We start from the raw sequence: 16887 nt of genomic DNA, 5'->3' as shown, positions 1-16887 counted from the left end.
AGAACATGTTTGTTTTAGACTGTAACATTAAAATAGGCGAATACACATTTAAACGTGTACACGATGTACAGATAGTAAAATCAGTAGACCTATTATCTGATACAGCTGTGATTAAAATGCCTGCCAGTGCGTTCTTTGATTCAAAAAACAACACAAAAGAACGAAAACAACTGGAAAGTGAAATAAAAACAGGAATGCCAGTAAGTATAAATTTATCTTACAAAGGTGTAGATGTGGAGCGTGAAGAGTTTAAAGGTTTTGTAAAACACGTAAGTCCTAAAAATCACATCGTAAATATAGAATGTGAAGATGCAGTTTATCATATTAGAAAGACAAGAATTAATAAAAACTTTAAAAAAACAACATTAAAAGAAGTTCTTGGTCATATTCTAGATGAAACTAATAAAACTCAAAACGATGTAAACATCGAATTAGGTGGAAATATTCCTGATGTAAATTTTGAAAAATTTGCTATAAAAAGCAAAAACGGAGCTCAAGCTCTTAAGAAAATAAAAGACGAATATGGACTTTCGATATTCTTAGACGATGATGGGAAACTTCATGCTGGTTTAAGAATGGATATAAATATTGGGAAATCTGCTAATTACCATGTTCAAAAAAATGTGGTAAGTCATGATTTAAAATACATTAAAAAAGAAGATGTAGAGCTGTATGTAAAAGTAATAGGTGTTCAAAAGGATAATACTAAAATAGAAACCATAGTTGGAGAACAAACTGGTGAGCAACGCACCTTGCATTTTTACAATTTAGGTACTGAAAAAGAATTAAAAGAAAGAGGCGAAGCTGAATTAGACAAACTTAAATACACAGGATATAGAGGCGATTTAACTAGTTTTCTAATCCCTTATGCTACTAGAGGTATGGGTGTTACCATTACAGATAACAGATACCCATACAGAAATGGGCAACAAAAGAACACAGATTCAGGTTCGACTCAATCTAACAATTCCTCTGTACAATATTTTGTTCCGAAAGTAACTACAACATTCGGACAAAACGGAGCAAGAAGAAAAGTTGAATTAGGAGCTATTATTGAACCAAAAGACAAAATCGGATAATATGGGAAGAGATAAAGATTTACAAGATGCATTCAGACAATTAGTTGCTAAAGAACCCGAAACATTCATTGCTACAGTGACAAAAGTTGACAAAGAAACAAAAACTATTGAAGTTATTGATACTGATGGTTTTGATTTTGATGATGTGCGATTAACTAGTGTAATAGACGATACAAATAAAGTAGTGCAATATCCAAAAGAAGAAACTACTGTTTTAGTTAGCAGAATTGGAAACGACGATAATACTCTTTTTGTAAGTGCTATAAGTGAAGTAGAGAGTATTGAAGGAACTATAGAAGATACTCACTTTTTAATTAACAAAGATGGTTATATAATTGAAAAAGGAGAAGATAACGTTCATTTCAATATCACAGACGACGGTTATCTTATTAAAAAAGGTAATGTCAGATTAAAAGACATTATCAATGAAATTCAAAATCAAATAGGAAGTCTTTGTGATGAAGTAAACAAAATTGTTGTTTCTGTTGGGGTTACTCCGAATGTTGCTGCAATAACACAAATTAAAACTGCTGTTACTAGTACTTTAAACACGAAATTAGATAAAATACTAAAACCTTAATTATGCCTTTAAATAAAATTGCTTTAGAAGCTCAAATCAAAAGTATTTTAGCTCCTTCTAACAATACCGAAAACAACTATGAGCAAGTAGCTGCAGACTTAGCAAGCGCTATAGATACTTATGTAAAAACAATGACCATAATTGGAGTTGGAAATCAAGGAGCTCCATTAAGCTTAACTATTACATAATATGAAAGAGTTTATCGTAAATCATATAGATATCATAATTGGTTATCTATTCGGAGCTGGCGGATTATTAACAGCCTGGACAGAAAGAAAAAAAAGAAGACAAGAGCTCATTAAAGAAGAAACCCAAAACCAACAACAAGTAGTGGATTTATATCAAGAAGCATTAGATGACTTAAAAAAGAGATATGACGAAAAATTCAACGAATTAGAAATAGAAATAAAACAATTAAGAACCAATTTAGACTTATGGAAAAGTAAATACAGAGGTTTAAAAGATGAATTTGAAGTTTATAAAAACGATCATAAAATAGCATAATATTTACAGAATTAACAAAAGTTTAAGGTAATCTATAGTTAAAAAGCACAGTATTAGCGATTAATTAAAATTCTAAAATTATTTTTCAAAGCTGTATTGAGAATCAAACAAAAAAAAATTAACAATGAAATTAAATTACCTAGAACTCCCATCGTTCATCCCTGTATCAAAATTAAATGCTATTAAAAACGGTTTTATAATTACAAAAACTATAGAAATAACACTCTCAGACGGAAGAAAGCTTTCAATACCAGAAGGATATATTATACAATCTACCAACATACCAAAATGGATTAAAAAGCTTTCTTTCTCTACTCAAAAAGTTTCGATTGCCACATTAATTTACGATAGATTATGGACTGAGCAAATTAGTGAAATAGAATATTTTGGTAACATTTACGAAGCTTTACAGTTTTCAAACAAAGAATTTCTTAAATGGAATAATGCTAGCAACCCTAGTAATAGATTTATAAACTTTGTCAAATATCAATTTTTAAAACACTTTTCTATTCGATACTATATTAAGAAAGGATTAGTTTAACCTCATCTACTTTTCTTTTAAAACTACGTCTAGTCAAACAAATTATAATAAAAAATATTACGAGCTAAAATTATTTAGCTTGAGTAACTATTTTATCTAACACTATAGAATTATGATAAATACAGTAACAGTTAGTAACAACCAATCTTTATTTGATATCGCTATTCAAACTACAGGTATAGCTGCTAACGCTTTAATTATTGCACAAGAAAATGGGTTATCTATTACTAATAACCTAACTGTAGGAAGTGTTTTAACTATTCCAAATAATATTATAGAAGATACAACTATAAAAAATTATTACAATCAACAAAATTTATCTCCTGCATCAGGTTTAACCAAAAGTGATGAAGGAATTACTCAAGGTCTTCAAGGAATTGGATACTGGATTATTGGATCTAATTTTAAAGTAGAAAGCAACGATATAAATAAAGAAGATATAGATGTTGTGATTAATGATGGATACCCATTATTTGAAAAATCTTAAAAGGCTATCAAACAAGAAAAAAACAAATGAAAACTAGTATAGACATATTAAAAACCTGGTTTCAAACTGGTGACAAACCAACTGAAAACCAATTTGAAAACCTTATTGATAGTTTTCATCATAAAGATGATGGAAATATCATTACACAATATCAAATACAAGATAACGGAAATATCTCTTTTACTTTTTCAGATGGTAATATTGTATCTATCGAAAAATTTGTTTTACCTAATACTATGCCTCAAAACTTTATTGACGGTTTAGTTGAAACCTTAAACTCTAAAGTAAATAAAGAAACTGGAAGACAATTATCTGATGAAAATTTCTCATTAGAATTAAAACAAAAATTAGAAGGCTTACAAAACTATATTCATCCAGAATTCCATCAAATTACAGATATAGAAGGTTTACAAGAAGCAATAGAAAGTAAAGTTAATATTGTACCTGGAAAACAATTATCTGATGAAAATTTTTCTACGGAAGAAAAAGAAAAATTAGCCAATTTAAAAAATTATATAGCTCCAGAATCTAAACCTATAAGTTATATAGAAGAACTAGAAGAGTCTTTAAGTAAAATCAATCAAGACCTAGAAAACAAAGTAGAAATCATTGAAGGCAAACAACTTTCTGATGAAAATTTTTCTACTGAAGAAAAAGAAAAGCTTGCTAATTTTAATATTAGCACCTTCTCTAGTGTGTCTGATGGTGAAAATAAAATTATTGCTAATGGTCAGGCAGATGAGTTGGTTTTTGATGGTGCAACTATTGACGTTGATAAAAATATAATCGTTATAGATCAACCTGAAATTCCTACTTCATTCCCTATCAGTAGTATTCAAAATTTAGAAAATGAATTAAATAACAAAGTAGACAAAGTTAGCTTAGATCCTATTGTTAAAAATCTAGAAAACCAAATTAATGAAAGAGTAACCGGAATTGAATTTCATGATGAATTAGATCAAATAAAACTTGAAATAGACAACAAGTTAAATGAAAATCAAGTTGATGATAAATTGGTAGAAATTAAATCTGAGTTAAACAACAAAGTAGATAAAGTACCAGGAAAGCAGCTTTCTACAAATGATTTCACAACCGCAGAAAAACAGAAACTTGCTGGATTAGGAAATCAAAGTCTTAAAATATATAAAGATTCAAAATCTGTTTTCTATGATCCAGAAGAACTTCAAGCTGGTAAAATTAATCTATTAGATCAATCATTTATCGCATATGAATTACTTAGGGAATTCAATACCATCAAATTAAACTCTACTCTAAGGTGCTACATTCCAGATAATGTTGAAATAACTCAAAAGAATTTCAATTTTTCAGTTGAACTTGGTTTAATTAGAAATTTAAATTCTGCTTATACTCTTTTCAATATAACTGTTATAAATTTTGAGCCCTCAAAATTAGTTTACTTAAATGATATTGTTTTAATAACCGACATAGTAACCCATAATGCTAATGGGGTTCGATTTATAACACAAAATATTGAAATCGATTGTGCTAAACCATTGCAAACAGCATACTCAAAAACAGAAACATACCCGAGAACATATTTTGATTATCCGTTATCAGAAACTCCTAATAAAACAGATAACAACAAATTGTTATTAAACTTTACTAACTCTCCATTTAGAATATGGACACAAGCATCAGTGGTGATGGTTTATTAATTTTTTCAAATTAAAAAAATGAAAACAAGTATCGACATATTAAAAACCTGGTTTCAAACTGGCGATAAGCCTACTGAAAATCAATTTGAAAACCTTATTGATAGTTTTCATCACAAAGATGATGGAAATATCATTACACAATATCAAATACAAGATAACGGAAATGTTTCTTTTACTTTTTCAGATGGTAATACAGCATCAATAGAAAAGTTTGTTTTACCTAATACTATGCCTCAAAACTTTATTGATGGCTTAGTTGAAACTTTAAATTCTAAAGTAAATAAACAAACTGGAAAACAGTTATCTGATGAAAATTTCTCGTTAGAATTAAAACAAAAACTAGAAGGTTTACAAAATTATATTCATCCAGAATTCCATCAAATTACAGATATAGAAGGTTTACAAGAAGCAATAGAAAGTAAAGTTGATATTGTTCCTGGAAAACAATTATCTGATGAAAATTTTTCTACGGAAGAAAAAGAAAAGCTTGCTGGTTTAGAAAATTATGTTGCTCCAGATTCGAAACCGATTAGTTATATCGAAGAACTTGAAGAAACCATAACAAAAATCAACCAAGACTTAGAAAACAAAGTTGATTTAATAGAAGGAAAACAACTTTCTGATGAAAACTTTTCTACTGAAGAAAAAGAAAAACTTGCTAATTTTAACATTAGTACTTTTTCAAGTATTTCAGATGGAGAAAATAGAATTATTGCTAATGGTCAGGCAGATGAGTTGATTTTTGATGGCATAACAATTGACTCTGAAGACGGAACAATCAAAATTGATAATTTAACTCATACATTGGGGACAAAAAACCATGATTTTTTACATGGTGTCTCAATAAATCAGAATTATAAAGGTAAAGGTCGTTTAGTAATGACCAATGGTTCAAATAACATATCTGGCATTGAAGGTACTGAATTTCTAAAAGATGGAAATGGTGATGTTAGCTTTTGGTACCAATTAACAATTATTACCCCTGAAAATGGAGCTATAGGAATAATTCTTAGTGAAATAACAAGTGATACATCGATGACTTTATCTGATGTTTATGAATATGCTACAGACACTTGGACAACAACTTGGAATTTCCCTTCTGGTGAATATACCTATTATGTTAATCTATTATCAATAGCAAAGGGTCAAGGTTCAAATGCACTAGGAGAAAGTACTTATGCTGGTTCAAATTGGTCTTTTGCAAGTGGAAATCAATCTAGAGCTACCGGTTCTTCTTCTCATGCAACAGGTGACAGAACAAGTGCTTCTGGAAGTGGATCAAGATCTTCTGGTCATATCACATCTGCTACTGGTCATTACTCAGATGCGTCAGGTTACAAAACATTGGCTTCTGGTAAAGCTTCGCATGCTGAAGGCACAGCTAACTCAGCTTCTGGTAATAATTCACATTCAGGAGGAATAGAAAATGAAGCTAATTCTTTTTCTGAAACTTCAATTGGAATGTATGGAACAAAAGCTTCTGATGGTAATCCTACTTCAATAGTTTTAACAGACAGAATATTTAATATCGGAATTGGTAACAGCAACACCAATAGAGCTGATGCTTTAACTGTTTTTAAGAACGGAAAAATAATTGCTCCGAGCTACAAAATCGCTGAAATAAACGAGCCTAAATCTTTAATTACAAAAGAATATGCAGACGCTAATTATTCCTCTAGTTCTGGTGCCACAGATTTAAGTTATAAACCAAGCCCTGTAAATGGAATTATTTACTCAAGCACAGGAAATGAAACTACTATACCTTCTGCAAATGCAACCAATGCAGGATTAATGAAATCTGATTTTTATGAAATCGGTTCTTTTAAACCCATATTAACAAGCGCATCTTCAGAGTCATATAGTTTTAATATACAAATAGCAAGTTATACAAGAATAGGAAACTTAGTTAGTTTTCAAATAATTTTAAATAATATTAATGATATAGAAACACCTCCTAATGGTACTTTATTTATAGAAAAACTTCCTTTTCCACAAGGCCCTAATAAACAACCTAATACATTTAATTATCAAGTAACTACATCTGGAGGTAATATTCCTTTTACTTCACTTGTAGGAACAAACTTCGGTGATGATAAAATAATGTTTAACAAAGGAACTGGAGAAACTTCTAATACTAATACTTGGTTTGGTTTGAGTTTTAAAAATGGTGTGATAAATGTATCTGGAACTTACACTACCAACGTTTATACCCATTACGTTTCGTCTCAAGTTAGATAAAATTATAATACTCTTTTTTTACTTAATTATAAACTAATGAAAACAAGTATCGACATATTAAAAACCTGGTTTCAAACTGGCGATAAGCCTACTGAAAATCAATTTGAAAATCTTATTGATAGTTTTCATCATAAAGATGATGGAAATATCATTACACAATATCAAATACAAGATAACGGGAATGTTTCCTTTACTTTTTCAGATGGTAATACAGCATCAATAGAAAAGTTTGTTTTACCTAATACTATGCCTCAAAACTTTATTGATGGCTTAGTTGAAACTTTAAATTCTAAAGTAAATAAACAAACTGGAAAACAGTTATCTGATGAAAATTTCTCGTTAGAATTAAAACAAAAACTAGAAGGTTTACAAAATTATATTCATCCAGAGTTCCATCAAATTACAGATATAGAAGGTTTACAAGAAGCAATAGAAAGTAAAGTTGATATTGTTCCTGGAAAACAATTATCTGATGAAAATTTTTCTACGGAAGAAAAAGAAAAGCTTGCTGGTTTAGAAAATTATGTTGCTCCAGATTCGAAACCGATTAGTTATATCGAAGAACTTGAAGAAACCATAACAAAAATCAACCAAGACTTAGAAAACAAAGTTGATTTAATAGAAGGAAAACAACTTTCTGATGAAAACTTTTCTACTGAAGAAAAAGAAAAACTTGCTAATTTTAACATTAGTACTTTTTCAAGTATTTCAGATGGAGAAAATAGAATTATTGCTAATGGTCAGGCAGATGAATTAGTTTTAAAAGGAGCGAAAATAGACACAGAGAATAATATTGTTCTTATTGGAACTAACAGTTTCGTCATAGAAAAAGAAATTAATCTCGACTACTTTAATACCATAGATGACAAAGAAATAAAAATATTATCTCTTTTAAAAAATCCTAAAACTAATAGTGTATTTGTTCCTAAAAATGTAACTATTACGGGTTATGCAGAACCTTTTACAGAATATGGTTATGCATTATCATTAGGTTTTGCCGATTTAACTAAAGAAAAGCCATACGAGAATACATTTCACATATTCCCATTAACAACTTTAAGTAATTTTTCAGCAGAAGCTCCATCAATTGTATACACACCTTTAACAATTCGATATAGTAACCTTAAAGATTATTCAACTGAATTTCAACAAGAAATAAGACTAATTGGTGAACCTAATAAGATTATCGATACTTTAAAAGGAACTATAACTATAAGAATCGAATATTTCACTATAGATATTAAAAAAGAAGAACCAATTATCTCAGAGACTGTTCCTCAGGCAACATTCTAGATTTTAAGATCCGATAAAAAGAAAATGAAGACAAGTTTAGACATATTAAAAAGTTGGTTTCAAACTGGAGACACTCCTACAGAAAATCAATTTGAAAACCTTATTGATAGTTTTCATCATAAAGATGATGGAAATATTATTACAAACTATGAAGTTCTATCTAACGGAGATGTTTCATTCACCTTTTCAGATGGCACCAATACACTAATTGAAAAGTTTGTTTTACCTAACACAATGCCTCAAAACTTTATTGATGGTTTAATTGAAACTTTAAACTCTAAAGTAAACAAAGAAACTGGTAAGCAACTTTCTGATGAAAATTTCTCATTAGAATTAAAACAAAAATTAGAAGGTTTACAAAACTATATCCATCCTGAATTTCATGAAATTACAGATGTGAAAGGTTTACAAGAAGCTATAGAAAGTAAGGTTGATCTTATTGATGGTAAACAACTTTCTGATGAAAATTTTTCTGCGGAAGAAAAAGAAAAACTTGCTAATTTAAAAAACTATATCGCTCCAGAATCTAGACCAATTAGTTATATAGAAGAACTAGAAGAGTCTTTAACAAAAATAAATCAAGATTTAGAAAACAAAGTAGAAATCATTGAAGGCAAACAACTTTCTGATGAAAACTTTTCTACGGAAGAAAAAGAGAAGCTTGCTAATTTTAATATAAGTACCTTCTCTACTATATCTGATGGAGAAAATAAAATTATTGCCAACGGACAAGCAGACGAATTAGTTTTCGATGGAGTTACTATAGATACTGAGCAAAATAAAATAGTTATAAATCAGGTTGAAAATCTTTCTGAATTAAATAACGATTTAAATTTAGCAGTAGCAGGAGCTCCTTTAAAAAACAATAATACTTTTCAAGTTATTCCATCTCAAATAGGGTATCCCGTAATTAAAGTTGGTGCTATTAAAATTAACGTACCTAAAGACATTCAGCTTAATTCTTTTACTTTATTTTTAGATATAAGCACAGGTTATCAAGGTCCTGATAAAGTATCTACAAGTATGATTATCAATGCTTTTATTTATCAAAACCCTGAAACTGGAACGAATTTCCATACAGAATCTGTTAGAACAATTGCTTCGGATAAAAAACATGACTATAATGTCCGTTTTGAAAGAGGAGAAAATGCAGCAATATATATTGGAGAACTAGATACTGATTTTAGATTCGCTAATGTTGCAATTACTAAAATTACTGGTAGATACAATGGTGGTTTAGATGACATTTTACTTAAAAGAATACAAAATGAATTTACAATAGAACAAACTGATACGTTTGGAACAATCACCAAAACTCTTAGTAATAATTTAATTCAAGGAAAAACTGACGAAAGCAAAGTAGACAAAATCACTGGAAAACAACTATCTACAAATGATTTCACAGATGAAGAAAAAAACAAATTAGCTAAAATTAATTTAAATAGTTTTAGTTCTATTACAGACGGTGTTAATACAATTTCTGCATCTAAAGAAAATGATGAAGTTACTTTTAAAGGAGTTACTATAGATTCAACAAACAATTCTATAGAAATTGATCAATCAGATCATCAAAATATTTTTCCAGAGTTTAATTTCTCATGGGGAAATGTATCAAGAAATTACACAAAAAGTTACACTAATGATTCAACTAAAACGTATTCAGGAAATGTAAATTTATTAGATTGTGAATTAACAAATGGCTCTAATAACTTTTTAAATTACGAACCTAAAATATTATTATACAGATATAAATCTAAAAAGAAAGTTACTTATTACGATAAAACAACTAATCAACCTTTCTTGTTTACTAAAAAGGCTAAATTTTATCATTATCAAGATTTTGGTAAAAGAAAAACAATTATTCCTATTACTAACAGAAGTTCAACTTTAGATTTCGGATTAGAACACTTCTTTAAAGATGAAATTTCTTCTACATCTAGTAGACTTTTAGCCATGGGAATGAAAAATAGTAATCAAAATACATTGTATAGGAAAAAGAGTCGTTCTCAAGCTCATTTTTACATAAAACTAAGGTTACAATTAACCTACAAAGGAAAAACTATGTTATCTCCTTTTTCTGAAACTTTAAGAGTTTTTATTGACAAACATGAAAAACATAAAATAAGTTTCGAAAGAGTTTAAAATATCTGATTAAATAGGTAACTCTTCGATGAGATACTCCTAAAATCGTAACTCTTTAACGAGATACGCAGAAAAAAAGCTCTTAAATGAGCTTGATGTCCTGGGAAAACGACAGTCACAATTGTGATTGTCGCCTTGGACACGAATTCAAAAAACTAAAAAATCATATATAAAAAAATGGTAACTCTTCGATGAGATACTCCTAAAATCGTAACTCTTGAATGAGATACGCAGAAAAAAAGCTCTTGAATGAGCTTGATGTCCTGGGAAAACGACAGTCACAATTGTGATTGTCGCCTTGGACACGAATTCAAAAAACTAAAAAATCATATATAAAAAAATGGTAACTCTTTGATGAGATACTCCTAAAATCGTAACTCTTGAATGAGATACGCAGAAAAAAAGCTCTTAAATGAGCTTGATGTCCTGGGAAAACGACAGTCACAATTGTGATTGTCGCCTTGGACACGAATTCAAAAAACTAAAAAATCATATATAAAAAAATGGTAACTCTTTGATGAGATACTCCTAAAATCGTAACTCTTGAATGAGATACGCAGAAAAAAAGCTCTTAAATGAGCTTGATGTCCTGGGAAAACGACAGTCACAATTGTGATTGTCGCCTTGGACACGAATTAAACAACAAAATAACATTTATTAAATAACAAGTATCATGGCAAGAAGCATTAATGAAATACAAGAAAGTATTCTTGAAAGCATTAATTCTGACACAGAATTAAATGCTTTAGAAGTATTAACCAATAATGAAAAAGATAATTTAACAAGTACTTCAAAGGTATCTATCTGGAGATTATTTGTATTTATTATATCTGTAAGTTTTTGGACAATAGAAAAACTATTTGACACTTTAAAACAAGAAATTGAAGAATTATTATATCTATTAAAACCACATAAACCAAGTTGGTACAGAAAAAAAGTATTAGACTTTCAATTTGGTCACGAATTAAATGAAAAAGATATTTATAATAATGACGGACTTACTCAAAAACAAATAGAAGATGCTAAAGTTGTAAAGTATGCAGCTGTAGTAGAAATTAACTCTATTTTATATGTAAAAGTTGCCGGAGAAAACAATACCGTAAGAGCAAAACTTTCAGATCCTCAAGAAGCTGCTTTAATTCAGTATATAAAATTAATTAGAGATGCTGGAGTAAAAGTAGTTCTAATTAACAGAGATGCAGATTTATTGAAATTAGAAATCGATGCATATTATAACCCATTAGAGATTGATGCTAATGGAGCTCGTTTAGACGGATCTGACAATGAACCTTTACAGAACAAATTAAAACAGTATTTAAAAGAATTTGAATTTAATGGGGAACTTGTTTTAACAAAATTAACAGATCAGTTACAACAAGTACAAGGTATAGAAATGCCAGTTATAAAAGAAGCATATTATAAGTTTGGAAACCAACAAGATTGGACTCCAATTAACGAGACTTATCAATCAGATGCTGGACACATGAAGATTAACGAAGATAACTTAACTATTAATTGGATACCTAGAGATGTCACGCTATAAAATATATGATATGGATTTTAATAAACTAGTAAGTTTATTACTTCCTACTTTCAAGAGAAAAACTAAAATTATAAACTTTTTAAAATCTCTCATAAAACCACTAACTGAGCTTTTTCAAATTTTTAAAAGATTTAGAAAAGATACTCTTTATAAAATTAATCATAATGGTCAGGTAGTGTATTTACAAAAAGTTTTAAATGACAGATTTGATAAAACACAAAGAAGAATTTACATATCAGACGGATTATTTAACAACCCTACTTATGTATATCCTCATGAAGATCAAAAAGATATTTACCTAAATACACAATACATTTTTAATCAAACTGAATTAGAATTTAAAGATGTTGATTTTGTTGTTGTACTTCCATCTGATATTTCGGTATCAGATGAGGAAGACATCCGAATGAGATCGTTAATTAATTATTACAAATTAGCTAGTAAAACTTATAAAATAACTACACAAGATGAATAGATTAGAACTTTTTGACGGAGGTTTTCCGTTAGCTACAGAAACTTTAGATTTCTTACAAGGTCAGAGTCATATGGCTTCAACTTTAACGGCACTAGGAGGAAGCGATACTTACATTTTATCAGGAGTAATTACTCAAGGGAGTAACGTTACTGATGGTATGATTGTTTATAAAGGAGAAATTTTACCTTTTACAGGTGGGCCGATTCAATCAAATGTAACCATAATTGAAGTTAAGGAAGAGGTAACATATCAAACAGATCAAGACGGAGACGGATTAGGTGATGAAAAATCAGCATATGTAAGAAGAAGGGCTGAATTTGGTACAGGTGGAGTTCAAACATTTAGCTTTTCTGAATTAAAACCATTTATTCAAGGTGTAGCAAATCAAATGTTTACCACATTCTTTAAAGATGTAAGATTACCTTATGTCGGTGCTATTGAGGATATTCCTGTTGGTTGGGAATTATGTGAAATCTTATCAGGACATTTCCCTGTAATTTATGATCCTACAAATCCAGATTATAACTTAATTGGTAAAACTGGTGGGGCAAATAGCAGAGTTTTAACACAAGCACAAATGCCTGCACATAATCACACTGGTACGACTTCTACAAACGGTCATCACTCTCATACTGGTAGCACCTCTGCCGCTGGAAATCACAATCACTCTGGAAACACCTCTTCTGCTGGTAATCACAGACATACTGGTAACACTTCTTATAATGGAAGTCATACTCATGGTATTAAGAATGATTATAATAGAACCCCAAGAAGTGTAGACACAAGTGTTGGTGAATGGGGAGGACATAACTATGGTATTGACCAATATATTCAAACTAATAGTGCTGGAAACCACAGCCATAGCTTTACCTCTAATTATGCTGGTACGCATACACATAGTATTACTACTAATACTGCAGGAAATCATACCCATAGTATAAATACTAATGCTACCGGAAACCATAATCACTCATTTACAACTCAATTGAAAGGAGGTAACCAAGCTTTTGATAACCGACCTAAATATAAAGTTATTGCTTTAATTAAATATGTTGGGATAAACCCAGTTTCTTAGATTAATTTTAATAATCTCCTTAAACCGCCTTCGGGCGGTTTTAAAAAATAATCTCATTTAAAATGTATTACAGTGTTTTTCCTATAACTAAACACTTTAAAATTACTTAACTTGTACTCTCATTATTCCCCCGCGTTCCCTTCAAGAAATCTAAACGCATTTAAAAGCCTCTTCTATGGAGGCTTTTTCTATTATATTTAAAAAAATAAAACCTTAAACTAATAAAAAACTTGTATTTTCATTTTATGAAAAAAACAATACTACTCTTAATATTTACCATAGTTAGTCTTTTAAGTTCTGCTCAAGAAAAAAATGAAAAATCAACTTATTTTTTTATTCGTCATGCTGAAAAAGAGTTAAATGTTAAAAATCCTGATTTAACTAAAAAAGGAGAGCAAAGAGCTTTAAACTGGGTTAAAATATTACATCACTATAAAATTGATGAAGTATTTTCTACTAACTTTAAAAGAACAATACAAACGGCATTACCCATAGCTAAAAAGTATAAATTACAAACTCAAATTTATCACCCATTCAAATTTAATATTGAAAAGATCTTATCTAAATATCAAGGTAAAAATATTGTTATTGTTGGGCATAGTAATACCATTCCTTCTCTTGTGAATAAATTTATAGGTCAGGAAAAATACAAAGATATTAATGAATCTATATATGGAAATTTATATATAGTTACAGTTGACAAAAAAAGTGTACACGATATTATGTTAAGTATTGAATAACTTTGTATCCAAAAGTTAAATCTAAATGGAAAATAGCTCATCTATTTATTAGATTCATAAAATTATGAAAAACATGTTTTTCATAATTTTATTTAGTTAAAAAAAAGTTAAAATTTAATATTTTTTAACATAATTTAACAAAATAAAAAAGACCTTATAATTTTTTAAAAATGATTGTTTTTTTAACCTCTAATTTAACTTAAAGCATGATTTTTACTAAAGCAACACTGTTGCTTTAAATTATTTAATTTCCACCTCACACACAAATAAAAAACTAAAAAACAAGTAGTTGACTCTACAAGTCTGTCTTTTTTTTTATCGGTTAATTTCTAAATTTGACCAATTTAAAAATTTAATTAACCCTTATAATCATGAAAAATTTTATCAAAATTTCTTTAAGTGCATTAGTAGTTTCAGCATTACTAATCACATCTTGTCAAAATGAAAACACATCAGACAATGATTTAAACACCAACATTGAAGCAAACGCTAAGGATGGTAACATTATTCCAGGCCAGTACATAGTTGTTTTTAAAGAATCTTCTGTAACTCCATCTTCTAAACTTTTGTCTAAAACAAGATTTACAAATAGAAATTTAAAAGCTAAAGCAGCAGATAATATTTCCGAAAAATCAATTTTAAAGATGAAAACTATTTTATCTGAAAATGGATTAGATCAGAATAATGTTTCAAATTACTACACTACAAAAATTTCAGGTTTAGCTGTAAAATTAACAGATGAAGAATTTAAAAAATTATCGCAAGATCCAAATGTAGCTGCAATTGAGCACGACAGAATCGTAGAGTTACCAGATTTCCAAGTAGAAGATGTACAATCTAAAGGTGTATCACAAAGAATGGCTCAACAAACTCCTTGTGGTATTTCAAGAGCTGGAGGTTTTACTAATGGTGCCTCTAAAGATGAATGGATTTGGATTATAGATAGCGGTATAGATTTAGATCATCCAGATTTAAACGTAGTAACAAATTCTACTTATGCTAGATCATTTGTTGGTGGTTCTGCAAACGATTGTAATGGACATGGTACTCATGTTGCTGGAACAGCTGCAGCAATTAACAATAATATTGGTGTTGTAGGTGTATCTGCTGGTGCTACAGTAGTACCTGTGAGAGTGTTTGGCTGTAGTGGTGGTAGTGCTACTTCTACTATTTTAGCAGGAATTAATCATGTTGGTAGGTATGATATTCCAGGTGATGTTGCTAATTTAAGTTTAGGTGGATACTTTGGTTCTGGTTGTGGTAGTTCTTCTTCATACATTAGTGCTATTCGTGCATTAGGAAATGCAGGTACTTTTGTTTCTATTGCTGCTGGAAATGATTCAGATAACGCAGCTAAGTATGATCCTGCTTGTATAAATGGGACAAATATTTTTACTGTAGCTTCAATGACTTGTAACCGTGGTTTTTCTTCTTTCTCAAACTATAACATGAACCCTATTGATGTAATAGCTACTGGTTCTAGTGTAAGAAGTACTTATTTAAATGGTGGTTATGCAACCTTAAGCGGTACATCTATGGCTGCTCCTCATGTTGCTGGAATTATGCACGCTAGAGGTGGTGCTCCAAGAACATCAGGAACTGTAAGTAATAGAGGAGAAAATTATCCTATTGCTGTAAGATAATTCTTACAAGAATTTATTTCATAATAATGCAAAAAACCATCTACTTAGTCGTAGATGGTTTTATAATTAATAATGTTAATTTTATTATTTATATTAACTTTCTATAATAAGATAGTGCGTTATTCTTTTTCTTTTAATGTAGCTCTTAACAATTCCAACATTGGGATCTTTAAATAGGTTATTTTGCTTTAATACAAAATGACCACTTTCATTTTCATCTTCAATCCGTACAATTGAGTTATTAGGTATTTCTTCAGAATTAATTTCAAACTTTCTTATCATTTGAACTTTATATCCTTTATGATTTAAATACCACATTATCTCTTTCTCTAAACTTAATTCATTAAAATTTTGTAATGTTTTTGCTATATGAAAAATATCATCTCCTGTTACCATACTCAAACATGCATGACCACATTTCTTAGAGAATAAAGGTTGTTCTATTACATCTTCTTTCATCTTATCATTTTTTTGTGATTTATTACTATATCCTTTCGTTTAAAACTAATTTAATTTTAAAAACGGTGTTTTACCTTGTATTAGTTATTTTAATAAAATTTATATTTGAATAACTTTCTTTCCCCCGGATCTTTGTAAAAAGATCAGGAAGTCTCTCGCAAAATTTGAGAGACTTTTTTGTTTTTTGTATATGAAGTGTTTATTGTAGTTCAGTTTGTTTCACAAATTTTACTTTGTTGATTTTCAATTCATATGAATTAAAAAAGCAAATTCATTTCAACAAAAATAACATCAGATTTAATGAAGTTAAAATTTATTATCAATGCTTGCTTTATTTCAAGTAACCATTGAAAAGCTTATAATGTGTTTATAATTCAATTTAAAAAATAAAAAACCTTTGAAAAGATTTTCA

General features: G+C 29.3%; 16 protein-coding genes. 15 read left to right on the top strand and 1 reads right to left on the bottom strand.

What is annotated here, in order from left to right:
• Positions 1-5: 5 nt before the first annotated feature.
• From AC2TEO_RS16505 to AC2TEO_RS16435, 15 genes are all read left to right on the top strand, one after another.
• Positions 6-1079 carry a contractile injection system protein, VgrG/Pvc8 family gene (locus AC2TEO_RS16505; protein ID WP_442265876.1) on the top strand — a complete coding sequence of 358 codons (1074 nt, stop codon included), beginning with the start codon at positions 6-8 and terminating at the stop codon, positions 1077-1079.
• Position 1080: 1 nt separating this feature from the next.
• Positions 1081-1659 (top strand): hypothetical protein, encoded by a 579-nt coding sequence (locus AC2TEO_RS16500; protein WP_442265875.1) that lies wholly within the window; start codon positions 1081-1083, stop codon positions 1657-1659.
• A 2-nt stretch (positions 1660-1661) separates the two neighbouring features.
• Positions 1662-1847: a hypothetical protein gene (locus tag AC2TEO_RS16495; RefSeq protein WP_442265874.1), complete on the top strand. Its 186-nt coding sequence runs from the start codon at positions 1662-1664 to the stop codon at positions 1845-1847.
• A gap of 1 nt (position 1848) precedes the next feature.
• On the top strand, positions 1849-2163 hold the full coding sequence (locus AC2TEO_RS16490; protein WP_442265873.1) for a hypothetical protein: 315 nt from the start codon (positions 1849-1851) through the stop codon (positions 2161-2163).
• Positions 2164-2287: 124 nt separating this feature from the next.
• Positions 2288-2704 (top strand): hypothetical protein, encoded by a 417-nt coding sequence (locus AC2TEO_RS16485; RefSeq protein ID WP_442265872.1) that lies wholly within the window; start codon positions 2288-2290, stop codon positions 2702-2704.
• Between the two features lie 112 nt (positions 2705-2816).
• Positions 2817-3191 (top strand): hypothetical protein, encoded by a 375-nt coding sequence (locus AC2TEO_RS16480; RefSeq protein WP_442265871.1) that lies wholly within the window; start codon positions 2817-2819, stop codon positions 3189-3191.
• A 26-nt stretch (positions 3192-3217) separates the two neighbouring features.
• Positions 3218-4867: a hypothetical protein gene (locus AC2TEO_RS16475; RefSeq protein ID WP_442265870.1), complete on the top strand. Its 1650-nt coding sequence runs from the start codon at positions 3218-3220 to the stop codon at positions 4865-4867.
• 18 nt (positions 4868-4885) lie between these two features.
• Positions 4886-7105 carry a hypothetical protein gene (locus AC2TEO_RS16470; protein WP_442265869.1) on the top strand — a complete coding sequence of 740 codons (2220 nt, stop codon included), beginning with the start codon at positions 4886-4888 and terminating at the stop codon, positions 7103-7105.
• A 36-nt stretch (positions 7106-7141) separates the two neighbouring features.
• Positions 7142-8398, top strand: coding sequence for a hypothetical protein (locus tag AC2TEO_RS16465; protein ID WP_442265868.1), 1257 nt, complete (start codon positions 7142-7144; stop codon positions 8396-8398).
• Between the two features lie 24 nt (positions 8399-8422).
• Positions 8423-10540 carry a hypothetical protein gene (locus AC2TEO_RS16460; protein WP_442265867.1) on the top strand — a complete coding sequence of 706 codons (2118 nt, stop codon included), beginning with the start codon at positions 8423-8425 and terminating at the stop codon, positions 10538-10540.
• A 673-nt stretch (positions 10541-11213) separates the two neighbouring features.
• A complete protein-coding gene (locus AC2TEO_RS16455; RefSeq protein ID WP_442265866.1) occupies positions 11214-12083 on the top strand; it encodes a nucleotidyltransferase in 870 nt (289 codons plus the stop codon).
• Positions 12084-12093: 10 nt separating this feature from the next.
• Positions 12094-12558 (top strand): hypothetical protein, encoded by a 465-nt coding sequence (locus AC2TEO_RS16450; RefSeq protein WP_442265865.1) that lies wholly within the window; start codon positions 12094-12096, stop codon positions 12556-12558.
• Positions 12551-13633 carry a hypothetical protein gene (locus tag AC2TEO_RS16445; protein ID WP_442265864.1) on the top strand — a complete coding sequence of 361 codons (1083 nt, stop codon included), beginning with the start codon at positions 12551-12553 and terminating at the stop codon, positions 13631-13633. The genes AC2TEO_RS16450 and AC2TEO_RS16445 overlap by 8 nt, the downstream gene beginning before the upstream one ends.
• Positions 13634-13878: 245 nt before the next feature.
• Positions 13879-14373, top strand: coding sequence for a phosphoglycerate mutase family protein (locus tag AC2TEO_RS16440; RefSeq protein WP_442265863.1), 495 nt, complete (start codon positions 13879-13881; stop codon positions 14371-14373).
• A 371-nt stretch (positions 14374-14744) separates the two neighbouring features.
• On the top strand, positions 14745-16016 hold the full coding sequence (locus tag AC2TEO_RS16435) for a S8 family serine peptidase (RefSeq protein ID WP_442265862.1): 1272 nt from the start codon (positions 14745-14747) through the stop codon (positions 16014-16016).
• Between the two features lie 93 nt (positions 16017-16109).
• On the opposite strand, the gene AC2TEO_RS16430 is transcribed toward AC2TEO_RS16435, so the two are convergent.
• Positions 16110-16475 (bottom strand): hypothetical protein, encoded by a 366-nt coding sequence (locus AC2TEO_RS16430; protein ID WP_442265861.1) that lies wholly within the window; start codon positions 16473-16475, stop codon positions 16110-16112.
• Positions 16476-16887: the final 412 nt, after the last annotated feature.

It is taken from the genome of Tenacibaculum aquaeponti (genome assembly GCF_057221555.1).
Note: the sequence above shows the minus strand (reverse complement) of the source record. Positions and strands in the feature narration are given on the sequence as shown.